Below are 21,995 nucleotides of genomic sequence, written 5' to 3'. Positions count from 1 at the left end.
ATTTCTCAAATGACCCCGATATAAGAGCTATTGATTAAAAAGGGCGAAGGCGTATGTCTATTGAAACAAAAGCAATTGTGACCAGAATTGGTGAAACAGACCAACTCTATTTAACGGAAAATACGCCTGAGCTTGCTTTGGAACGTGCAGATTTACGTATGCAACTCGCGATGTTAAGCCGCGTTCGCCAAGAGCAAATTCATTTTTTGCAAGAGGCGATTGTTTTGCTCGAACAAGCTCGCATTGAATATGACGAGATGCCAATGAATTTATATTTAAATTTATCATTGCATTTAGCTAAAGCGTATATGATTTATTTTGAATTAAATAAAGAAAAGCGCTTTGCACTCATTACTCAGCAAATTTTGAAACCACTATCGCATCATGAGCATGCAGATATCTATTTCTTCTTGGCTTATGCTTCGGCAGCACAAGAAAAACCTGCCCTCACTCGGCATTGGCTTACTAAATATGTATCTACAAATCAATGTGATCTTGAACTGGTTCATGAACATCCGGTATTTCATCCAGTACGCCATGAGTCATGGTACAAAGATTTATTAAAACGAAAAACTCATTAAAGTATGAATTTTAAAAGGCCTGTTGCTAATAAACAGGCCTTTTTATTTTGCTATTTTTTGACACTATCTTCATGTAACTGTTCATTGAGTTCATCAATGACGACAATCCACTCATCGTCTTTTTCCCAATGACTTTTTAAAAAATCACTTTGTCCTTTTGACCAAAAGGGTGCTTCATGTAATTTCTGTTCAGCAGGCAATTGATGCGTTTTGATGAAGTTTTCAATACTTGCCTCGTCAGCATCTAATCCCAATTGTTCAAATAAAAGTTCTAATGTCGGTTGCTGTTCAAACACTGTTATTCTCCTATAACTTCTTTTCCATAATCTAACAACTATAGAGTTTAGTTGCATATCTATGTCTATATTTTCTTGTTCTTTTTTGTGTGTAGTTATAAATTTTCAAACATAAAAAAGCACCCTACAAGAGAGTGCTTTTTAATTCATTAAAGTAATGAATTATTTTACCATGTCAGCAATTGCTGCACGTTCTTCTTCAAGCTCGTTTAGAGTGAAGTTGATACGCTCACGGCTAAATTCGTCAATTTCTAAACCTTGAACGATTTTATATTCACCGTTTTCAGTTGTTACAGGGAAACCGAACATAACGCCTTCAGGAATACCATAAGAACCATCAGATGGAATACCCATAGTTACCCACTTGCCGTTTGTACCTAGCGCCCAATCACGCATATGGTCAATTGCAGCGTTAGCAGCAGAAGCAGCAGAAGACAAACCACGTGCTTCGATAATCGCAGCACCACGTTTACCAACAGTTGGAAGGAATACATCTTTGTTCCAAGCTGGATCGTTGATCTTGTCTTTTAAGCTTTCGCCGTTTGCAGTTGCAAAACGGTAGTCAGCATACATTGTTGGAGAGTGGTTGCCCCAAACTGTTAAGTTTTCGATGTCAGCAACAGCAACACCAGCTTTTTGAGCAACTTGAGTCAACGCACGGTTGTGGTCAAGACGCAACATAGCTGTGAAGTTTTTCGCTGGAAGGTCTGGAGCAGATTTCATTGCGATATAAGCGTTAGTGTTTGCAGGGTTACCTACAACTAATACTTTAACGTTACGGCTAGCAACTTCGTTTAAAGCTTGGCCTTGGCCGATGAAGATTTCACCGTTAACTTTTAACAAGTCAGCACGTTCCATACCAGGACCACGTGGACGAGAACCAACTAGTAATGCATAGTCAGCATCTTTAAATGCAACTTTAGGATCATCAGTCCCGATCATGCCAGCCAATAAAGGGAAAGCACAGTCATCAAGTTCCATCATTACGCCTTTAAGCGCTTGTTGTGCTTTTTCAACTGGAACTTCAAGCAATTGTAAAATAACTGGTTGATCTTTACCTAGCATTTCACCGCTTGCGATACGGAATAATAAGCTGTAACCAATTTGACCTGCAGCGCCAGTCACGGCAACACGAACGGGTTGCTTCATGTAATTGTCTCCAATGAGTGTCCTTAATCGGGCTAAATAGCGATTCTATCTAACCAAATCATCATAAACGGCAAAGATTGTACTCTAAAGAAGTTGCAGATGCATGTAAAAGCGACTCATTTTCACCAAAAGTCTGATAGAAAATACAAATTAATCTTTACAAATAGATTCAATGTATGGTCAGCATTTTTTTATGAAATGGTAGCTCGCTTAGTAACTACCTTTAATTGTAATTTCACTTGGACAATTCGAGACAACATGATTTGAACACTGTTTATATTGGCCATTTACGGTGTAACAGACTTTAACTTCTGTGAGCACAACATCAGAACGAGATAACTGGCAATTAAAACGAATACCATTTTGAGGCATGCTTGGATTAAGCTTCGTAAACTGCTGACGTAGTGTAGATTGCTGCATTTCTACATTGCTAGAACTTGTTAAATTAGCAGGTATTTTTAACCGCTCGGCAAAGTTAATAATCGTACGGAAATATTGACTCGCATTCATAGGAACACAGCCACCGACACTTTTCCAAAGCTGCATGCGAGCATTATTGTCTGGCATAACACGAGCAACAACTTTAGCTTGTAATGGTGATAGTGCAGCAGAACTTTCTGTTGAACAGTCAGTTCGGGTAGTTTCTGGCATTAAGCCAGTAATTGTAAGTGAATATCCTTCCAGACATTTACGCTGCTTCTGTTTAGAAGGATCTAACGAACAGACAGCAGGCGTCATCTGTACATGCATGACATAACCTTGCACGTTAACAGGTTCCGCATGTAAAACAGAACTCATCAATCCAATGCTTGCACAGATCAACCACCATGCAAGTTGTGATATTGATTGAGGTCCTAAATATCTATATTTCATTTAATTAAAACTTGGTTATGCCAATTAAAAGAATGTTCCATCATTCATCATCTAAAATTAAGGTGATGACCGCATTGGAATGACTTTCATACGCTGTATTAATGACTGAGCGCCTTGACCCAATACCACTCCATAATGTGTCGCATTCGTCATGACATGCTTAACGTAATCTCTCGTTTCAAGCAATGGAATGGTTTCCGTATACTGATCAGCCTCAATCGGTTGGTAATCTGGTTGCCAACGTCTTGCACGATTCGGACCAGCATTATAACCCGCTGTCGCTAAAACAGGGTTATTGCTTAACTGACCTTGAATCATTGATAAATAAAATGTTCCATAACGAATATTGGTATTCATTTCACTCAACGCCGCCGGATTATATGTCTCCCCCATCTGACGAGCAATCAACTTTGCTGTATCAGGCATAATTTGCATTAGGCCACCTGCCCCCACATGGGAACGTGCCGAGGTAACAAACCGACTTTCTTGACGCATTAAACCATAAGCCCAAGCTGGATCAATTCCAGCATTGTAACTATGACTTACGACATTAGTCTTATGTGGGGTGACATAACGATAGGTATCATTATGTTTATTAGTTGTACGATCCGCTGCATAAATTGCACGGTCATACCAACCCATATCATGAGCACGCTTTGCAGCAGCTAATAATAAACCATCATCATGTTGGAGATAGGCCTGACGGACTGCCCAGTTCCATTCGCGATTTGTATAAGTCGGATTGGCGTTAATGCGTCTCAGAGTAAATGCACGGTTAAAGTGAATATTTTGATCTAAACGGCGCAAATCGCTTGCAGTTGGCTCATCACTATAAGGTTGATGATTATAGCGTACACCTAAACGGTCTTTTGCAAGTAAGTTGTGATAATCATCACCACTTTCAGCGAGTTTCTTATAAATACGTTGTGCCGTATTTTTAGAATTGCTATCACCACGCTGCTCTGTCGCACGAGCTAACCAATATTGCCAGCGATCTTCTTGCTTCTGTGAAACAGACATACTATCAATCGCACGAATCAAGCTTTCCCATGCACTAAAGCGAATTGCTTGTCGTGCATAAATTTCAGCTTCTTCAGGGCTTAAAGGGTAGCCATAACTCGCATCAAAGTATTGAAGAACTTCTCGGTTAAAATTATTTTTCATGACCGTAGTTCCGCCAATATAAGCTACGGTTCGATATAGATATTTTTGTACATTCTCGGGAGTGCCTTGTGCTACTCGCTGCACATTTGCAAAAGCATTTCCCAAGTCATTATTTGCTAGACGTCCCAATGCAAAAATCAGATAAGCATAATCAGCATCATTAGTTTTTGGGGCAGTCCACAAATAGTTAAGCGGATTTGCTTGAATCTGGTTAAGCTGAGCCAAAGAAAGATTTATTCCTAAACTTTGAGCAGTAGCAAGTGCCTGTCCAGATAGACCAGAGCGTAGCTGTACCCAAAGACGTTGTTGCTTATCTTGAGTACTCATTAATGGACTAGAAATCATCATACGACCTAGCCCAACACATGATTCTGGTTGAGATTCTGTTGCCAACCAAACATCTTTATATTCAGCAAATACTAATGCATCACCACTTTTAGCTCTTACCTGCGCTAAAGCACAATTTTCGGCTGGATCAGGGTTAGAAACATAAGATAAAAGTGGTTGAGCAGATACAAAGTCAGCTTGTTTTACTTTTTCTTCTACATAGTCTGCTGCAAGCTTCTCTGCCATAGCAGATTGAGGATAGCGCTGGGCAAAACTTACAATTGATGTTGGAGATTGAAAGCCTAGATTGCTGTTTAATTTCCAGTATTCAGGATAATAACCCAATACATCATTTTGCATTGCAGCCTGATATTGATCTAACAAGGCTGTATTACCACTATTTGCGGCATTTAATGCATCATTAAATTGTTCTTCTGCTGCATAAGACAATGAACAACCAAGTAAACACACAGCCCCTAACCAGCCACGATGTGCATATTTATTTTTCATCACACGACTCTTGTTTGATGAGCTCTTTTTACTTGGTCTCATAAATGTGTTAAACCCTGACTATCCACCTTTAGGCATAGTTTAATTATTCTTCGTGCTTTCTTTTGTTGTGTTATGTAACTCTCTGATTCAACATCATTAAAATTTATGTCATTTATCTCCATAAATCATAGCTCGCTTATGGCAGTTTAATTTTATCTGTTCAGCTCAAATACTGTTATAATGTTGGGTTTGACCCGTTTTGGGTTGTTTTATTATTTAACTAGATCGATCTGTTAGGAGCCTGCATGACGGTTCAAACCTTCATTCCCAATGGTGCCAAAGCTGCCTCAGAAAACACTGTTACCCAGCCAACGCACACCACTGATGTTTCAATAAAAAAACTTTATATTGAAACTCAAGGGTGTCAGATGAATGAGTATGACAGTCACCGTATGGCAGACCTTTTAGGGGATTCTCACGGCTACGTTTTAACGTCAAATCCTAATGAAGCAGACATTCTGCTCATGAATACTTGCTCTATCCGTGAAAAAGCGCAAGAGAAAGTATTCAGTGAATTAGGCCGCTGGCGCAAATTAAAAGATAAAAATCCTGACCTTGTGATTGGTGTGGGTGGTTGTGTCGCATCTCAAGAAGGTGACAATATTCAAAAACGTGCTCCTTATGTGGACATGATTTTCGGCCCTCAAACACTCCACCGCTTACCGCAAATGCTTGATCAGCATAATGCTCAAGTAGAAAAACCCAAAAAAGATAAAATCAAACTGGTTGATATTTCTTTTCCAGATATTGAAAAATTCGATTTTTTACCTGAACCACGCGTAGAAGGTTTTAAAGCATTCGTTTCTATTATGGAAGGTTGCTCTAAATACTGTTCCTTCTGTGTAGTGCCATATACACGCGGTGAGGAAGTTTCTCGTCCACTAGATGATGTACTCGCAGAAATTGCTGGTCTTGCTGAAAAAGGTGTCCGTGAAATTTCATTGCTGGGTCAAAATGTAAATGGCTACCGTGGTGAAACATTCGAAGGTGGTATTTGTACCTTCCCTGAATTGTTACGACTCGTTGCAGAAATTCCGGGTATTGGACGACTACGTTATACAACTTCACACCCACTTGAGTTCTCTGATGAGCTTATTCAGTGTTATGAAGATTTACCTCAAATGGTTTCACATTTACATTTGCCTGTACAAAGCGGATCTAACGATGTTTTACAGGCCATGAAGCGAAATCACACTATTGATGTGTATATCGATAAGATTGCCAAGTTACGTAAAATACGCCCTGACATGCATTTATCGAGCGACTTTATTATTGGATTCCCTGGAGAAACTGATGAAAATTTCGCAGAAACACTTCAGTTTATCAAAGACTTAGATTTCGACCACTCATACAGCTTCGTTTACTCAAAACGTCCTGGTACACCAGCATCAGACTTACCAGATACAACACCTGAACACGTTAAAAAAGAGCGTTTAGCCCAAGTTCAAAAAGTGATTAAACAGTCTAGTATTGAAAAAACTGACGCAATGCTTGGCAAAATTGAACGTGTTCTCGTTGAAAAAGTATCTGATCAAGACCCTAATATTTTATTAGGTACCGCAGACAATACTCGTCTAGTCACTTTTGTAGGTGATGCTTCATGGGTGGGTCGCTTTGCGGAGATCGAGATTACTGAAATTAAAACTTTAAATTTAGTTTACGGCGAGCTCTTGAATCTTGAGCCTGACGTGGCGTAATGTAGAGGTATTCTAAAGTCTACTGAAAGGTTTTCTCTTGACTGCAGCGATTCGACGTACCGTAACATTTCCTGAAGTTTCAATGGAACGTTTAAAGAGCATCTTGGGTGCCTATAATGGGCACCTTAAGCAAATTGAACAGCGTTTAGATGTCAAAATTACTCATCGTGGAGATGTTTTTCACATAGATGGTGAGATAGATGCTGTTGGGAGAGCCGAAGCACTATTGCAGCGACTCTATGAAGAGTCTGAGGTATCCCAGCAAATCAGTGCTGACTTGTTGCATCTACTCATTCAATCTTCTCAAACCGAGCGTAATTTCGAGCTGGTTGGTGAAGAGATGGATGAGCATGATGCACCAATGGATGTCTATTTCCAGACTCGAAAAGGCCGTATTAATCCGCGTGGTGCCAACCAAAAACGTTATGTACAACGTATTTTACAAAGCGATATTTCTTTTGGTGTAGGCCCTGCTGGTACAGGTAAAACTTATTTAGCAGTTGCCGCAGCCGTAGATATGCTCGAACGCAACGAAATCCAGCGGATTTTACTTGTACGTCCTGCGGTAGAAGCAGGAGAAAAGCTCGGTTTCTTACCTGGTGATCTTACTCAGAAAATTGACCCATACCTACGCCCTCTTTACGATGCTCTTTACGAAATGCTCGGCTTTGAAAAAGTTGCCAAACTAATCGAGCGTCAAGTGATTGAGGTTGCTCCTCTTGCTTATATGCGTGGTCGTACTCTTAATCATTCATTTGTAATTTTGGATGAAGCCCAAAACACAACACCTGAACAAATGAAAATGTTCTTGACCCGTTTAGGTTTTGGCTCTCGCGCAGTGATTACAGGTGATATTACCCAAGTAGATTTACCTCGAGGCCAACAATCTGGTTTGGCACACGCTCTTCGTGTACTCGAGAATATTAAAGAAATTCATATTACCCGTTTCCATTCTCGTGACGTTGTACGTCATCAACTTGTTCAAAAAATTGTTGAAGCGTATGAAGGTTGGGATGGTGAACAACATCGTCTTAATGCTGAAGCACGTGCTGAACGTAAAGCACGCCAAGAAGCATTAGTCGCTGAAAACGATACAGCAGCAGACTTGCAACATCAGGATGCCTAGGGTCTGTTGAATATTCAAAATTGGCTTGCGTTGTCGGCTAAAATTGAGCAGGCAAGGCATGAAATGATGGGAATGGTAAACCCCTTTCCAAGTTTCATAACGTAGTCTGAGATAATTTTAGCCACAACCCTTCGGGACAAGAGTGTTTTTTGTTGCTACATCGTTGTGAACTATTCATTTAGAATAACTAAATTTCATAGTCCACGCCTTGTATCATCTAAAAACACTCGATGTCGCAACCATCTGTGAATGTTTAACAGACCCTAAGGATTCACTTTGAAAATCAGTTTAAGTTTACAACAAGACTTCCAATCACCTGAGTTAGAGCTCAAACGAGCTCAACTCAAAAAAATTATTGAGACAACTTTACGCCACGTTGGTTACAAAGAAGATTGTGAAATTGGTATCGCCTGTGTTGATTTGGAAGAAAGCCATCAACTTAACTTGCAATATCGAGAAAAAGATAAACCTACCAATGTTTTATCATTCCCAAGTGATATTCCAGAAGAAGTTTTACCAATGCTTGATGCACTACCATTAGGTGATTTGGTAATCTGTATTCCAGTGGTATTACAAGAAGCTTTGGAACAAAAGAAAACTGCTCAAAATCATTTTGCACATCTATTGGTTCATGGTGTTTTACATTTACTTGGTTATGACCATGAAACAAGCGATGAAGATGCCGAAGAAATGGAAGGCTTAGAAATTGAAATTTTAGCTAAACTCAATATTACTAATCCTTATCAGGAATCATAAATTTCACTTTGAAACGATTCATAACAGAATCAGTTTTCTGATTTATTTTTAAAATGTGGATATCCTACAAGTTATCCACATTTTTCATTAATGTACCTCAAATTCAGCTTCAGCTGGATCAAAACGCCAAGTACGAATAATACGTAGCTCAGAAATATCTTTCATATTGCTATCAAAACGACCAAATGGCGCACCACGGCGTACAGAAGCTTTTGCAGCTTCATCTAAAACTGAGTGTCCTGAACTTTCAAGTAAACGAATTGCACGAATGCCCCCTTGAGCATTCAAAATCACCATAAGGCGAACTTCACCTTTTAATTGTTGTTGTTTAGCTTCTTCTGGATAATAACGGTTACCGTAAAGCTCCACCTTTTCACGGAACTTATCTAAATAAGCTGCTGAAGCATCTTTCTTGGCTTGAATACCATCGACTGTTTTTATTTTTTGTTGACGACTGAAATCTTGCTGACGTTGTAAATATTGAGCTTCTAGGCTCGCGACCATTGCAGCTTTAGCTTGAAACTGGCTTTCTAATTGCTCAAGTGCTTTCTTTCTTTGACTCTCCTCAGCTTGTTTCTGCCAGCTCAACACAGTCATAAGTACTTTTTCTTCAAACTTAAGTTCTCGTTGTTGCTGTACTTTTTCTAAAGTTTCTAACTGGGCTTCTCCCGTTGAAGCATCAGTAGTCATAGGCGTCGGAGAATTACTAGACATCCGATGAGCCTCTCTAAAAGTTCCTGAACCTTGTTGGTCTGCTTGCGCTAAAAAATCTGCATGCTTAACAGCATCCTCAGCAGGACGAATAGATATAGCGATTTCTTTCGTGGATTGCTCTGACGGCGCAGGCATAGCAAAATGAATAAGCAGCACAAGAGTATGCAACAAGATTGCGAGTATTATTGCAACAATAAAGACTCGGTCTTGCCACCAATAAAGAAAAGGCTCTATAGGAAGACTTCTTTTTTTCAACATAATCTTAAAAGCATATAAATGCCTTTTCCCCACGGTACTGATACCGAACAAAATACAAACTGATATTCAAATATGGATAAAAGTGTGATTCACTTCAAATATGAGTTTTTATCCATTTTCATTTTGTGAAAATGTATCAATTAAATTTGTTACACTGCAATATCAAAACGTGTTTTTAACATAATAAAGAGTGTGTTGTTTCTTTAATAATTCATCTTCTGGAAGTTCTTTTATGCAAACGCTATTTTCCTCACTAGTCAAACGTCTTCATAAAGTCTACCGCAAAGCTGAAGCCTTCATTGAGGAAGAAAGAGATTTTACATTGTCGCAAACTTTTCTAAACGCGACATTAGAACGCTATGTTACCAATAATGTCGAATTTCTAGATGATTTGCATACAGACCTTTATCATGATTGGTTAAGACTTTATGCCACAATGCATGTCAAAGGTTTAGAGACGACTTTATCTGTCGACTTAAAACTGATTCAGATGGAATTTAATAAAGAACAGCAACTAATAGTTTTTGAACAGATTAGTAATACACAAATAGTAGAAGCTAAATATAAAAATTTCTGGCAAAAAATTGCTGTAAAAGCTGCTATTTTTTACTATCACAAAATTCTAAAAAAAGATCCTTTGGGCATGATTTTGGAACGTTTTAACGTAGCCCAAGAAAAAGATGATCTTATCTTCCTAGACCTGAACCGTTGGTTCGGTAAGAAAGCCAGTATTATTGAAACATTAGGCAAAGTTCATATTAACTATGCGCGGGTTCGTGAAGCAGAATTGGTCGTCTTTGGTAATGTGAACCTTGCAGCTTTACTTTTCAAAGATCAAGATGACGATTTTGAAGATGAACTAGAAGACTCTGAGATTACGCCAATACAGCAAAAAGATGCATAACAACTGTATGAGCTAAAGAAATTTGCTGCTAAAAAACACAAAGAGATTACATATTTAGCATAAATCCTGATTTTTTCTCCATGATCAACAGGCATAATATGCAAAAGTCATAGATGCATCAGCACTGACCTTTCAGTCTGTACAAGGATATTTACTTATGGCAACAAAATTTCTGAAATCATTCAGCATCGCAACTGGTATTTCGACAACTTTGCTTATTGCAAGTTTCTCTAGCCATGCACTTGCCATGAGCCCATTTCAGGCAAATTATCAGTTTACCTATAATAATAAAGGCATGGGTTCAGCAACACGCGCACTTAGTCAACAAGGAAATAACTGGACTTATCTATTCACTGCAAAAGCAGGTGGAATCGCTTCTGCGAGTGAAACCAGTAAATTTAGTTTTGCTAATGGTAAAATCAGTTCACAAAGCTTTAGCCGTACCAGTAAAATTTTAATTCATAACAACACTATGAATATTAATTTTAACCCTGGTAATAAGACAATTAGCACTAAGAAAGATGATAAAGCACGCTCATTTGCTTGGCAGCCAGGCGTACTTGACGAGCTAAATGCTGAATTACAAGTCCGTGAAGATTTAAAAAATGGTTCACTCAAATCTTCTTACCCTCTTGCAGATGCAAAAGAAGTCGAAAACCGCCGTTTTGTAAAACAAGGCAACGAAAAAGTTAAAACCTCTTACGGCACCTTTGATACAGTAAAAGTGGTTTTAGAACATGGCAGACCAGATCGCAGTACAATTTTCTGGTTAGCACCTAAATTAGACTACTTACCAGTTAAGGTAAGCCATATTGATGGCAAAACATCTTATGGTTTGTTATTAACAAGTTATAGCGGTAAAACGAATTAAAGCTTGCATTTTTTCGGATGCTTTTTAAAATACGCATTTGCTTTAAAAGCATCCGTCTAGAGGATTCTCCCGTGCACGCACTAGAACAGAAAATCTTAACAGAAGGTATCGTTCTATCTGATCAAGTGTTGAAAGTCGACGCTTTCTTAAATCACCAAATTGACCCTGTCCTCATGCAGCAGATTGGTAAAGAATTTGCCGCTCGCTTCAAAGATGCAGGGATTACCAAGATTATTACCATTGAAGCTTCAGGTATTGCGCCAGCAATCATGGCAGGTTTAGAACTTGGTGTACCTGTGATTTTTGCTCGCAAATATCAATCGCTCACTTTAAAAGACGATTTATATCGCGCCAAAGTATTTAGTTTTACTAAACAAACTGAAAGTACCATTGCTATTTCAAACAAGCACATCAACTCAAGCGATAAAGCTTTAGTCATTGATGACTTTTTAGCAAATGGTCAAGCTGCACTTGGTTTAATTGACTTAATTCATCAAGCAAATGCAGAAGTTGTAGGTGTTGGTATTGTGATTGAAAAATCATTCCAACCTGGCCGTGATTTATTGCTTGAAAAAGGTTACCGCGTTGAATCATTAGCGCGAGTTAAATCACTTACTGATGGCACAGTAACTTTTGTTAAAGAATAAAATTGTTTTAATAAAAAAGAGCGGATTTCCGCTCTTTTTTATTACTATAAAAATTAAGAATGAAGTTTTTTTACGATTTCACCTAAACGCTTACCTTGCGCTTCACATAAAACCTTTTCATCTTGACTTAAACCTTGGTCATGACGTGGACCACTCACATGGCTAGCACCATAAGGCGTTCCGCCTGTTTTCGTATTTGATAAGGCGGGAATAGAATTTGGTAAACCTAAAATCATCATGCCATGATGAAATAACGGCGGTAACATTGTTAATAAAGTACTTTCTTGCCCACCGTGCATTGAACCAGAAGAAGTAAAAACGCAAGCAGGTTTATTATGTAATGCACCATTGAGCCAGAGACTTGTCGTTTGGTCCCAGAAATATTTCATTTCACTCGCCATATTACCAAAGCGAGTTGGAGACCCTAGTGCCAAGCCAGCAGAATTAGCTAAATCCTCTAAAGTACAATAAATATCGCCTTCTTCAGGAATGCTCGGTTCAGCCTCTGTTACAACTGTTGCAATATTAGGTACTGTTCTTATTTTTACAGCAACCCCAGCAGACTCAACACCATTTGCAATAAGATGCGCCATTTCTTTAGTAGAACCATATTTACTGTAATAAAGCACAAGAATGTAAGGTTGCATCGCTTTCATGAATTTTGTTAAAAAGAACACTATACGGTATTTTTTATTTTTTTGGCGAAGCCAATTCTATGAAATTTTAGAGGTGATTGATTTTTAAGGGCAACAGTAACAAATATCGGTAAAAGCTTTTTATAATGTTTTGTTACGATGATACATACGGAACTTTCAGAATACTTTTTATTCTTTAAGTTAAAGTTTACCCATATCAACGATAGTGTTCTCAACCGAAGACACTGGTGAATATCAATCACCCACATCATGATTAAAAAAATCGGGATAGATGACGCATGTTAGAACGTTTTTTGAAGAGACTTCCTTTTTATAACAAGACCTGGTTTCAATTTATTTTATTCGTGATTAAGCGTTTTGAAGCTGATCGCTGCCGGGAACAGGCTGGCGCACTTACTTATACAACTCTTTTTGCTGTTGTGCCGATGCTAACAGTATTTTTAGTTATTATTTCTTCAATTAAAGCGTTAGAACCTGCTAGACAACAGTTACAGCACTTAATCTATAGTAACTTTTTACCTAAAAGTACCATTGCATTTGATAAGGCACTCAATGCATTTACCGAAAAATCCAGTAATTTAACTGTAATTGGTGTGCTGTTCCTATTTGTCACGACAGTTTTAATGCTGACAACAATTGAAACTGCCTTCAATCGAATATGGAGAGTGAAAGAAACTCGTAGTGGCATTGTAGGTTTTATGCGCTACTGGACCATTATTTCGCTTGGCCCTATTATCTTAGGTAGTGCTTTCGTTATTTCATCAACTGTTGCATCAATGAACTTATTAAGTAATAACTTCACGGGTTATCAACTTGATGGCGCCTTTCTACTTTGGCTCATTTCTTTTGTTCTTACTGTTTTGGGATTCTTTATTTTATATTGGACCATTCCCAACCGCACGGTCCCGTTATTTTCAGCAACAATTGCAGCATGTTTAAGTGCTGTATTATTTGAAATACTCAAAAACTTATTTGGCTTTTTAATGTCCAACTTCACCAGTTATGAAATCATATACGGTGCATTTGCGGCAGTACCTATTTTCCTACTATGGGTTTTCTTATCTTGGAATATTGTTTTGCTTGGGGTCGAGGTGAGTTTTGCCCTTACCGCTTTCCACTCAGGTAAAGAGCAAAAAAGACATCCAGTACTCATGCTACTCGATATTTTAGAACTCTTTTATAAAAAGCAGAAACTTGGTGAAAGTGTAAGCGATAAAGAAGCATTAGGTATTTTAGGCCGCGGTGAGGTTGGTCGTTGGCCCGCTTATGTCGTCTTACTTGAAGAGCAAAATTTAGTTAAACGCACAGATAAAGATGAATATGTTTTAGTTCGCAATTTATCTCAAGTCGACTTCTGGAGCTTCTTCACCGCATTGCCTTATCCACTTCCCCTACGTCTAGATGTACTCAATGTGCATGACGACGACGAATGGATGGAAAGAATTGGCCCTGCACTAGTTGAGTCAAACGACTATTTAGCTGCAAAGCTTTCTATTCCACTTTCAACGATTTTTGAAGAGAAATAATATGCATGAACAACAGGGTTTAGCCTTTGTTTGGTTGGCCCTGTTTTAAACTCATAATAATGATTCCTGATAAAACCAAAATACTTCCAGCTACAAATTTGATTTCTAATTTTTCATCTAAGAACAACACACTAAAAAGCACACCAAATAATGGCGTCAGAAATGAAAATACGCCTAAACGTGAGGCTAAATAATTTCTTAATAGCCAAAACCATAGTAGTAAACTTGCAAAAGATACAATCAATGTTTGAAAGCTCAAACTTAAAAATGTCAATTTCGTAAGATGAATTGTGGTTTGATCTGTCGCAAAAGCGATTAAGATTAATAAAATAAAACAACCCGTTAGTTGATAAAACAAGGTTTGCGTTGCTGGGGCTTGAGCCAAAGAAGATAAGCGAACAATAATAGTGCTTAATGCCCAAGCCATTCCCGCCATAAGTGCATATAAATCACCCAATAAAACTAGCACTAATGCTGCGCCATTTAGAGTTGTAGCTGTCGGATAAAATGTAATAATAATTCCCATAAAAGCCAAAGTAATGCCTCCCCACTGCGCTCGGTTCAAGCGTTCAGTAGGAAATCTCCAATGAAGTCCCAATGCGACAAAAATTGGAGCGGTATAGAGTAAAACTACAGTATGGGAAGTCGAAGTGAGTTTTAAGGCTTGAGTTACAAAATAGAACTCTAATGAAAAAAATAAAGCAACAAGCGCACCGGCTTTACATTGTTGATAAGAAAACAGATGGATAGAACTATCACGCCACAATAAAGGTAATACTAAAAGTGCAGATAATCCAGAACGTAAAGCAATTTGCATAATCGGCGTAATATCTGTAGCCGCTATTTTTAGAACCACTTGTTGAAGTCCTAAAATCATACATAAAAGCACCATTAAAGCCGAAGCTCTGGTATCCAGATTTTTGCGCTCGCCCATTTGTTACCTTTATTTATAGCGAAAAATCAGACTATAGAACTGTCGTATTTGCATGATATAGTGAAAAACAGACAAGCTATTTGCATTTTCAGGCAATTTTCATAGATGAAAAAATCAGCTCAACGTGTGCAAGATTTTCTAGAAATTCCCGCTCATAACTCAATTCCTGATTTACTCTGGTTTCGTGTGCGAAATGCGCCAGCAGAAACGGTTTATCCTCAACATGCACATGCATGGGGTGAATTTATTTATGCTTTTAGTGGTGTACTTGAAGTTAATATTGATCAAATCAACTATTTAACACCGCCACCATATGGGATTTGGCTACCACCTTATACCAAACATAGCGGAATTAATCGCAATGAGGTGACCCATGCAACCTTATATATTCATGAAAGTCTGTGCCAAAAGTTACCGCAGAAAGCAGGAATATTATTAACTTCACCGCTTGTACCTGCATTGTTAGACCACTTAAGGCAATATCATCAGGATGAAACTCAAGTTGAATATTTACGTGTACTTCAGGTTCTATTAGATCAACTCATAGAAGCTGAATTAGTCGGTAGTTATTTACCAACAACACATCATCCAGCCTTAGCAAAAGTTTTAAATGATTTACACCATAACCCTGCCGATAACAGCACTTTGCAAGAACTCGCTGAACGTATAAATATGACTGAAAGGACTTTGGCTCGTTACAGTCAAAAAGAGTTAGGCATGTCTTTACATGAATGGAGACAAAGATTAAAAGTTATGAAAGCAATGACTATGCTTAATCAAGGAAAAACAATTGAAAGCATCGCTTTTGATTTAGGTTATGCCAGTGCATCAGCATTTATTTATATGTTTAAACGCTGGATGGGATTTACCCCAGACCAGTTCCGAAAACTCTATCAATAACTTAATGTCGAGTGCAATAAAAAACCCTATTATCAGTTCAATAATAGGGTTCAAAACTTAATGAGCTAAATCAAATTATGCTTTAACAAAAGTTTCCCAAACAAAATCTTGAGTAGCACCTTTCAAAGTCATTTTTAACTGATCACCAGCATTCAATGGCCCTACACCTGCTGGCGTACCTGTCATAATGACATCGCCCGGTTCAAGTGAAAACACCTGATTTATATCAACCAATAAGTAAGCAATGTTAAACATAAGCAAGGCTGTATTACCATCTTGACGTAATTCATCATTTATATGGAAAGTAAACTTAGTATCTTCCCAATTGGTAATTTCACTCACATCGACCCAGTCCGCAAGTACACATGAACCATCAAATGCTTTTGCTCTTTCCCAAGGCTGGCCTTTATCCTTCAATTCATTTTGCATATCACGCAAAGTTAAATCTAACCCTAAAGTTACCGCCCCAATAGCTTGCAATACTTTTTGCGGATCAGTTTCGCCTTTTAGTGGCTTATCAATACGTAAAACAAATTCGCATTCGAAATGGCAACTACCCCAAGATGGATTCCACGAAATACCTTCATCTAAACCAATCAAACTACTTGGCGGTTTGATAAACAATACTGGTCGTCCCGGCATTGCATTGTTCAGCTCTTTTACATGATCGGCATAACTTCTGCCCACGCAAACGATTTTTGAAGGACGTGTATTCATGAGGCTTCCTTTATATTGTTGCGACTAATAATTCCAATAACTTATTTCTTAAATGTATTTTCAAATACGGTTTGATCTGAAGCTTGAGCAAAAGCACGTTTAGGTACAATAATGACCGTCTTATTTTTTAGCTCAAGCATATAAGTCAATTTACCTATGGCAAAAGTTTGTACGTCACCATACTGTACAACTTGTTTACGACCCGCAGCATAAAGTTCAAAATAATCCTGATATAAATCGATTCCCTGCTCACTCTTACCAAATTGATAACGTACAAACTGACGTTTAAACATCATTGGTAAAAGCCAATAGCGCATTAAACCTTGCATAATTAGGAAAAAAACACCTAAAGCAACATAGTAACGACCAACACCTGAGAAACCTAAATAAAGCCCCCAAATAATGATTGCAACACTAATAACAGGGGTTAAAAAACGGCTGAATTGCTTCTTTCCGAACGTCACCAAGCCAAACCCGTCTTGAGACTCTTCTAAATTTAAATAATAACGTAAAGATAAAGCGCTTTTTTGCTCGGTCATCACAATGTGTCAATATTGAATAAATCGAAACTATTAGAGCATATTCATCTACGCTTTAAAATGAATCAAAAGTGATTTTTTATTTTTGCTCAAGTTATAAGGCTTTCAGTTGTACAAGCGGCTTACTCGTTTCATATATAGAACATAGATTCATATTTATAAGGCTTATTTCATATTCTTAAATTTATAGAATGCTTCTATTGTCTCTTTTAGTGGAATTCGTCATGTCTTTCTTTGCAAAACTATTTGGCTTAAATCAAAAATCGGCAACTCAAGAAGATGTGGCTGTTAAAGCCACTCAAAAACTAGAGCCTTCAAATGCAGTTTCTTTCTTAGAACTCATTAAGAACCGCCGCTCTATTTATGCAATTGGAAATAACTTAAGCCAAACCAACGACGAAATTGAAAAATTAATTCAAGAAGCAATCAGACATAGTCCTTCTGCATTTAACTCTCAATCATCTCGCGCAGTTATTTTATTTGGAGAGTCACATCATAAGTTTTGGAATATAGTTCTAGACGTATTAAAAAGTATTATCCCAGCTGAAGCTGTATCTGGAACAGAGCAAAAAATTCAAAGTTTTGCCGCTGGTGCAGGCACAGTTTTGTTTTATGAAGATCAGAACGTGGTTAAAGGCTTACAAGAACAGTTTGAAGCTTATGCTGATAATTTTCCAATCTGGTCTGAGCACTCAACAGCAATCGCTCAATTTGCAGTTTGGAACGTATTAGCTGAACAAGGTGTTGGTGCTTCATTGCAACACTACAACCCAATTATTGATGAGAAAATTAATACTGCTTTCAATATCCCAGCTGAATGGAAGCTAAGAGCTCAGTTAGTTTTCGGTTCTATTGAAGGAAATGCTGGAGAAAAAGCCTTTATTGATGATGCAAGCCGCTTTAAAACATTTGGCTAATCAATATTTTGTACTATTGTTTAGAGCTGGTTGCCTGCCATGAGCACCAGCTTTTTTAATAAAACTATAAAAAAATAGGCACAAAAAAACCGCTATAAATAGCGGTTAATTCTTCAAGTGGTGCGCTCAGAGAGATTCGAACTCCCGACCCCTTAGTTCGTAGCCAAGTGCTCTATCCAGCTGAGCTATGAGCGCGTACTTGATGGAGGGCATTATACGCAGTTTTTCTATTTTAGAAAGACATTTTTCATCTTTTTGTCATCGAACGTCTAGTTCTTAGCCATTAGAAAATACAAAGGTATGATCTCGCTCAGGAATGTAGTCTGCTTAGCTATGAAATCGGTTTGAAATATTTTTTTTCAATTAAAGTTCTTTACGGCTACACCCCAATTTGGGCATTTTGGCCAAATGAGTAAAAATAAAAGTATAGTTTTTTAGTCAGGATTATATAAATAAAATATTTCTACCTGCCCATAAATATTTTTATTAGCTAATTTATTTAGCTTTAATATTTATAAAAAATAATCAAAAAAAGAGGAAAAAATACATTGATCTTCAAACCATATATTATAAAAAAAATTATTATTTTTATGTCTAAATCAAAGTGAATATCTAATTGTCAAAACATTATAAGTATCAAATTATTTGAGTAGAAATATGCATTGACACTTTTTGAGATGTACCCAATACTAATTTTTAATTATTGAGAAGCATATCTCAATAATTGCCTAACGTAATAAATAAATACTTACTTAAAAATACATAAATACACAGGAAATAGACCATCATGTTCTTATTAAAAAATCTAGTAACTTCGATATCAAAAGTTACCCAAGACTTGGGTAATATTATATCGGTAACCCCAATTGTAAATACAGGTTCCTCTGTTAACGTAAACGTTTCTGATATAAATATTGCTACTGGAAATGTTTCAACATCAGGCTTACTTTCTAATGTTGTTTCAACTGTAACCAATACCGTTTCTCACACAACAGGCTTAGTTTCTGGTGTAGTCGGTACCGTAACAGGTGCAGTTGGTGGTGTAACTGGTGGCGCTACTAGCGGCAATCCAGTTGGTGCAGTAACTGACATCCTTGGCGGTGTGACTGGCACTATCGGCGGCCTGACTGGTGGTTTAACTGGCGGTGTCACTGGCGGCAATCCAGTCGGTGCAGTAACTGATATCCTTGGCGGTGTAACTGGCACTATCGGTGGCCTGACTGGCGGTTTAACTGGCGGTGTCACTGGCGGCAATCCAATCGGTGCAGTAACTGACATCCTTGGCGGTGTGACTGGCACTATCGGCGGCCTAACTGGCGGTTTAACTGGCGGCGTGACTGGTGGCAATCCAGTCGGTGCAGTAACTGATATCCTTGGCGGTGTAACTGGCACTATCGGCGGCCTGACTGGCGGTTTAACTGGCGGTGTCACTGGCGGTGTCACTGGCGGCAATCCAGTTGGTACAGTAACTGACATCCTTGGCGGTGTCACTGGCGGCAATCCAGTCGGTGCAGTAACTGACATCCTTGGCGGTGTGACTGGCACTATCGGCGGCCTGACTGGTGGTTTAACTGGCGGCAATCCAGTTGGTACAGTAACTGACATCCTTGGCGGTGTGACTGGCACTATCGGCGGCCTAACTGGTGGTTTAACTGGCGGCGTGACTGGTGGCAATCCAGTCGGTGCAGTAACTGATATCCTTGGCGGTGTGACTGGCACTATCGGTGGTTTAACTGGTGGTATTATTGGTGGTGGTACATCTCCTATTTCTCCAGTTGTTGATGTAGTTCAAGGCGGCATTGATATTCTTCAAGGCGTTGAAAGCTTAAAAACTGGTATTATTAATACAGCAATTAATACTGTTGCTGACACTGTAGTTGGCGTACTCCCTCAAACGGAACATCCTGTTACCGATATTGCTCATCTTGGCACTCTAACTTTTGAAACCTCTCGCGATACAGTCAATGGCGCATTAGAAACAGTATCTAATTTAGTAGGTGGCGACATTCAGGGAGCTACTCAATCTGCAACAGGTATTCTTGGGACACTTGTTAATAACGGTTCAACTGCAACAGGCATTTTAACTGACATCCTTGGCGGTGTGACTGGCACTATCGGCGGCTTGACTGGTGGTGTTACTGGCGGCAACCCACTTGGTACAGTAACTGACATCCTTGGTGGTGTGACTGGCACTATCGGCGGCTTGACTGGTGGTGTTACTGGCGGCAACCCGCTTGGTACTGTTACTGACATCCTTGGCGGTGTGACTGGTACTATCGTCGGCTTGACTGGTGGTGTTACTGGTGGCAACCCACTTGGTACTGTTACTGACATTCTTGGCGGTGTAACTGGCACTATCGGCGGCTTGACTGGTGGTGTTACTGGCGGCAACCCGCTTGGTACAGTTACTGACATCCTTGGCGGTGTAACTGGCGGTATTATTGGTGGCGGCACATCTCCTATATCTCCAGTAATTGATGTGGTCCAAAGTGGTATCGATGCTCTTCAGGGCGTGGAAACTTTAAAAACTGGTATTATTAATACAGCAATTAATACTGTTGCAGACACTGTAGTTGGTGTGCTTCCTCAAACGGAACACCTTGTTACCGATGTTGCTCATCTTGGCACTTTAACTTTTGAAACGTCTCACGATACAGTGAATGGTGCGCTTGAGGTTGTATCTGATTTAGTGGGCGGTAATATCCAAGGTGCAACTGATCATGCAACTGGTATTGTCAACACACTCATTACAAATGGTACAACTGCGACTGGTATTTTAACTGACATTCTTGGTGGTGCGACTGGCGCTACTGGTGGTGTTGGTGGCGATAATCCACTCGGTGTAGTTACTGATCTTCTTGGTGGTTTAACTGGTGGCAATCCACTTGGTACAGTTACCGATATCATTGGTGGCGTAACTGGCGGTACAGCTGGCAGCAATTCTATTGGCATCGTAACAGATATCGTGGGTAGCTTAACTGGTGGTGTAACTGGCACAGGTAGCTCAGATGTGATTTCTGGGCTATTAGGTGGATTAACAGGTAACTTAGGAGGAGTAACTTCTACAGTATCAAGCGTAACAAATACGGTTCATACTTTAGTTCCTCAATCATTACTTACTGATAATTTCTTAGATAGCTCTTCACACACTCTTTAATAAAATTAAATAAAGCCACTATTTATAGTGGCTTTATTTTTGTATATATTTTTAAAGATTAATTAATATTAATTCATTTCCTGCCATTTATAATATTTCTTATGCGCTAACCCTAACATCGGATAATCATTAGGAGTATCACCATAAGCATAAATAGTAGAATATTTTGTTAAATCATATTTATTTTTTATTCTATTTACTTTTTCTAAATAACCACAATCACCATTAATAAAATGACCAGTCAAGACACCATTATGTATCTCAAGTTGATTACAAATAACATCTAAGTTTAATGACTGACACCAACTTTCTAAATAAACCCCTAACGAAGCAGATACAACAACAACCTGATCCCCTTGCTGTTTATGCCAGAGAATACGTTCTAGTGCATTTTCACGAATACAGGTAGGAATTACTTTATTAGCAAACTCTTGTCCTATATGTTTCAGAGAATCGGCATTATAGCCAACATATCCTACCTGACAGAGCTTGGTCCGTATAGTTCTATCCGTTACCCAGCCAAACTTATAGCCCGCAATATAAGGTGCAAGTCGAATACCACCAAGTATTTGAGTTTTCCTGCTCAAAGAAAATTTAAGGAACAAACTAAAAGTATCGTTATGGGTTATCGTGCCGTCAAAATCAAATAAAGCCAGATTCATTTATGATTATCTCTAATATAATTAAAAAGTTATAAATTTAAATTTTTAAAAATTACTAAATAGCAGACACAA

Annotated in this window: 21 protein-coding genes and 1 tRNA gene; 11 read left to right on the top strand and 11 right to left on the bottom strand. The window is 38.5% G+C overall.

All coding sequences use genetic code 11. The features are described from left to right. Window positions 1-53 precede the first annotated feature (53 nt). Window positions 54-581, top strand: a complete 528-nt coding sequence (locus tag I8T81_RS02550) for a hypothetical protein (RefSeq protein WP_100290170.1) — start codon at window positions 54-56, stop codon at window positions 579-581. A gap of 50 nt (window positions 582-631) precedes the next feature. Here the strand turns inward: I8T81_RS02550 and I8T81_RS02545 are convergent, their stop codons facing one another. The 4 genes from I8T81_RS02545 to I8T81_RS02530 all read right to left on the bottom strand — a co-directional run bounded on the left by I8T81_RS02545 (window position 632) and on the right by I8T81_RS02530 (window position 4,900). After that, window positions 632-877, bottom strand: a complete 246-nt coding sequence (locus I8T81_RS02545) for a DUF2789 domain-containing protein (RefSeq protein ID WP_191010495.1) — start codon at window positions 875-877, stop codon at window positions 632-634. A 162-nt stretch (window positions 878-1,039) separates the two neighbouring features. Continuing rightward, window positions 1,040-2,026 carry a malate dehydrogenase gene (locus tag I8T81_RS02540; RefSeq protein ID WP_002119517.1) on the bottom strand — a complete coding sequence of 329 codons (987 nt, stop codon included), beginning with the start codon at window positions 2,024-2,026 and terminating at the stop codon, window positions 1,040-1,042. A gap of 210 nt (window positions 2,027-2,236) precedes the next feature. Further along, window positions 2,237-2,899 carry a ribonuclease T2 family protein gene (locus I8T81_RS02535; protein ID WP_068935658.1) on the bottom strand — a complete coding sequence of 221 codons (663 nt, stop codon included), beginning with the start codon at window positions 2,897-2,899 and terminating at the stop codon, window positions 2,237-2,239. Window positions 2,900-2,956: 57 nt separating this feature from the next. Next, entirely contained in the window at window positions 2,957-4,900 is a 1,944-nt protein-coding gene (locus tag I8T81_RS02530; protein WP_039251732.1) for a lytic transglycosylase domain-containing protein, read from the bottom strand. 287 nt (window positions 4,901-5,187) lie between these two features. On the opposite strand from I8T81_RS02530, the gene miaB reads away from it, so the two are divergent. The 3 genes from miaB to ybeY all read left to right on the top strand — a co-directional run bounded on the left by miaB (window position 5,188) and on the right by ybeY (window position 8,521). Beyond that, on the top strand, window positions 5,188-6,639 hold the full coding sequence (gene miaB / locus I8T81_RS02525; protein WP_068935662.1) for a tRNA (N6-isopentenyl adenosine(37)-C2)-methylthiotransferase MiaB: 1,452 nt from the start codon (window positions 5,188-5,190) through the stop codon (window positions 6,637-6,639). Between the two features lie 37 nt (window positions 6,640-6,676). Continuing rightward, complete coding sequence (locus tag I8T81_RS02520) at window positions 6,677-7,765, top strand: PhoH family protein (protein ID WP_198072048.1); 1,089 nt, start codon at window positions 6,677-6,679, stop codon at window positions 7,763-7,765. 276 nt (window positions 7,766-8,041) lie between these two features. Next, complete coding sequence (ybeY, locus tag I8T81_RS02515; protein ID WP_198072047.1) at window positions 8,042-8,521, top strand: rRNA maturation RNase YbeY; 480 nt, start codon at window positions 8,042-8,044, stop codon at window positions 8,519-8,521. Between the two features lie 87 nt (window positions 8,522-8,608). Here ybeY and I8T81_RS02510 read toward each other — a convergent pair whose 3' ends face one another. Then, entirely contained in the window at window positions 8,609-9,493 is an 885-nt protein-coding gene (locus I8T81_RS02510; protein WP_004705430.1) for an energy transducer TonB, read from the bottom strand. A gap of 232 nt (window positions 9,494-9,725) precedes the next feature. Here I8T81_RS02510 and I8T81_RS02505 point away from each other — a divergent pair, with 232 nt between their 5' ends. From I8T81_RS02505 to I8T81_RS02495, 3 genes are all read left to right on the top strand, one after another. Next, the gene (locus tag I8T81_RS02505; RefSeq protein ID WP_004705429.1) at window positions 9,726-10,397 is read left to right on the top strand and encodes a hypothetical protein; all 672 of its coding nucleotides are present in this window, start codon (window positions 9,726-9,728) and stop codon (window positions 10,395-10,397) included. A gap of 157 nt (window positions 10,398-10,554) precedes the next feature. Continuing rightward, entirely contained in the window at window positions 10,555-11,268 is a 714-nt protein-coding gene (locus I8T81_RS02500) for a DUF3108 domain-containing protein (RefSeq protein WP_151749370.1), read from the top strand. 71 nt (window positions 11,269-11,339) lie between these two features. Continuing rightward, the gene (locus tag I8T81_RS02495) at window positions 11,340-11,915 is read left to right on the top strand and encodes a xanthine phosphoribosyltransferase (protein WP_002050789.1); all 576 of its coding nucleotides are present in this window, start codon (window positions 11,340-11,342) and stop codon (window positions 11,913-11,915) included. 53 nt (window positions 11,916-11,968) lie between these two features. Here I8T81_RS02495 and wrbA read toward each other — a convergent pair whose 3' ends face one another. Then, window positions 11,969-12,562: an NAD(P)H:quinone oxidoreductase gene (gene wrbA, locus I8T81_RS02490; protein ID WP_174724368.1), complete on the bottom strand. Its 594-nt coding sequence runs from the start codon at window positions 12,560-12,562 to the stop codon at window positions 11,969-11,971. Window positions 12,563-12,849: 287 nt separating this feature from the next. On the opposite strand from wrbA, the gene I8T81_RS02485 reads away from it, so the two are divergent. After that, complete coding sequence (locus tag I8T81_RS02485; protein ID WP_198072046.1) at window positions 12,850-14,097, top strand: YihY family inner membrane protein; 1,248 nt, start codon at window positions 12,850-12,852, stop codon at window positions 14,095-14,097. Between the two features lie 19 nt (window positions 14,098-14,116). Here I8T81_RS02485 and I8T81_RS02480 read toward each other — a convergent pair whose 3' ends face one another. Then, window positions 14,117-15,031, bottom strand: coding sequence for a DMT family transporter (locus tag I8T81_RS02480; protein ID WP_198072045.1), 915 nt, complete (start codon window positions 15,029-15,031; stop codon window positions 14,117-14,119). 105 nt (window positions 15,032-15,136) lie between these two features. On the opposite strand from I8T81_RS02480, the gene I8T81_RS02475 reads away from it, so the two are divergent. Next, entirely contained in the window at window positions 15,137-15,931 is a 795-nt protein-coding gene (locus I8T81_RS02475) for an AraC family transcriptional regulator (RefSeq protein WP_198072044.1), read from the top strand. 75 nt (window positions 15,932-16,006) lie between these two features. Here the strand turns inward: I8T81_RS02475 and I8T81_RS02470 are convergent, their stop codons facing one another. Further along, window positions 16,007-16,648 (bottom strand): fumarylacetoacetate hydrolase family protein, encoded by a 642-nt coding sequence (locus tag I8T81_RS02470; RefSeq protein ID WP_049064626.1) that lies wholly within the window; start codon window positions 16,646-16,648, stop codon window positions 16,007-16,009. A gap of 41 nt (window positions 16,649-16,689) precedes the next feature. Continuing rightward, a complete protein-coding gene (locus tag I8T81_RS02465) occupies window positions 16,690-17,187 on the bottom strand; it encodes a YcxB family protein (RefSeq protein ID WP_004705413.1) in 498 nt (165 codons plus the stop codon). A 224-nt stretch (window positions 17,188-17,411) separates the two neighbouring features. Here I8T81_RS02465 and I8T81_RS02460 point away from each other — a divergent pair, with 224 nt between their 5' ends. Further along, window positions 17,412-18,104, top strand: coding sequence for a nitroreductase family protein (locus I8T81_RS02460; RefSeq protein ID WP_198072043.1), 693 nt, complete (start codon window positions 17,412-17,414; stop codon window positions 18,102-18,104). 118 nt (window positions 18,105-18,222) lie between these two features. On the opposite strand, the gene I8T81_RS02455 is transcribed toward I8T81_RS02460, so the two are convergent. Beyond that, window positions 18,223-18,299, bottom strand: a tRNA-Arg gene (locus I8T81_RS02455). A gap of 592 nt (window positions 18,300-18,891) precedes the next feature. Here I8T81_RS02455 and I8T81_RS02450 point away from each other — a divergent pair. Beyond that, the gene (locus I8T81_RS02450) at window positions 18,892-21,261 is read left to right on the top strand and encodes a beta strand repeat-containing protein (protein WP_198072042.1); all 2,370 of its coding nucleotides are present in this window, start codon (window positions 18,892-18,894) and stop codon (window positions 21,259-21,261) included. A gap of 68 nt (window positions 21,262-21,329) precedes the next feature. Here I8T81_RS02450 and I8T81_RS02445 read toward each other — a convergent pair whose 3' ends face one another. Next, complete coding sequence (locus tag I8T81_RS02445) at window positions 21,330-21,923, bottom strand: HAD-IB family hydrolase (RefSeq protein WP_100193374.1); 594 nt, start codon at window positions 21,921-21,923, stop codon at window positions 21,330-21,332. Window positions 21,924-21,995: the final 72 nt, after the last annotated feature.

The sequence above is a fragment of the Acinetobacter seifertii genome, assembly GCF_016064815.1.
GTDB lineage: Bacteria > Pseudomonadota > Gammaproteobacteria > Pseudomonadales > Moraxellaceae > Acinetobacter > Acinetobacter seifertii.
This window is presented reverse-complemented; position numbering and strand designations above follow the sequence as displayed.

Bases quoted from the DNA above. Each gene is read 5' to 3' on its own strand.
- I8T81_RS02505 (WP_004705429.1), top strand. From the start codon at position 9,726: ATGCAAACGCTATTTTCCTCACTAGTCAAACGTCTTCATAAAGTCTAC.
- I8T81_RS02465 (WP_004705413.1), bottom strand. From the start codon at position 17,187: ATGACCGAGCAAAAAAGCGCTTTATCTTTACGTTATTATTTAAATTTA.
- wrbA (WP_174724368.1), bottom strand. From the start codon at position 12,562: ATGCAACCTTACATTCTTGTGCTTTATTACAGTAAATATGGTTCTACT.
- I8T81_RS02510 (WP_004705430.1), bottom strand. From the start codon at position 9,493: ATGTTGAAAAAAAGAAGTCTTCCTATAGAGCCTTTTCTTTATTGGTGG.
- I8T81_RS02535 (WP_068935658.1), bottom strand. From the start codon at position 2,899: ATGAAATATAGATATTTAGGACCTCAATCAATATCACAACTTGCATGG.
- I8T81_RS02480 (WP_198072045.1), bottom strand. From the start codon at position 15,031: ATGGGCGAGCGCAAAAATCTGGATACCAGAGCTTCGGCTTTAATGGTG.
- I8T81_RS02460 (WP_198072043.1), top strand. From the start codon at position 17,412: ATGTCTTTCTTTGCAAAACTATTTGGCTTAAATCAAAAATCGGCAACT.
- I8T81_RS02475 (WP_198072044.1), top strand. From the start codon at position 15,137: ATGAAAAAATCAGCTCAACGTGTGCAAGATTTTCTAGAAATTCCCGCT.
- I8T81_RS02540 (WP_002119517.1), bottom strand. From the start codon at position 2,026: ATGAAGCAACCCGTTCGTGTTGCCGTGACTGGCGCTGCAGGTCAAATT.
- I8T81_RS02485 (WP_198072046.1), top strand. From the start codon at position 12,850: ATGTTAGAACGTTTTTTGAAGAGACTTCCTTTTTATAACAAGACCTGG.
- I8T81_RS02445 (WP_100193374.1), bottom strand. From the start codon at position 21,923: ATGAATCTGGCTTTATTTGATTTTGACGGCACGATAACCCATAACGAT.
- I8T81_RS02470 (WP_049064626.1), bottom strand. From the start codon at position 16,648: ATGAATACACGTCCTTCAAAAATCGTTTGCGTGGGCAGAAGTTATGCC.
- I8T81_RS02550 (WP_100290170.1), top strand. From the start codon at position 54: ATGTCTATTGAAACAAAAGCAATTGTGACCAGAATTGGTGAAACAGAC.
- I8T81_RS02530 (WP_039251732.1), bottom strand. From the start codon at position 4,900: ATGAAAAATAAATATGCACATCGTGGCTGGTTAGGGGCTGTGTGTTTA.
- I8T81_RS02500 (WP_151749370.1), top strand. From the start codon at position 10,555: ATGGCAACAAAATTTCTGAAATCATTCAGCATCGCAACTGGTATTTCG.
- miaB (WP_068935662.1), top strand. From the start codon at position 5,188: ATGACGGTTCAAACCTTCATTCCCAATGGTGCCAAAGCTGCCTCAGAA.
- I8T81_RS02450 (WP_198072042.1), top strand. From the start codon at position 18,892: ATGTTCTTATTAAAAAATCTAGTAACTTCGATATCAAAAGTTACCCAA.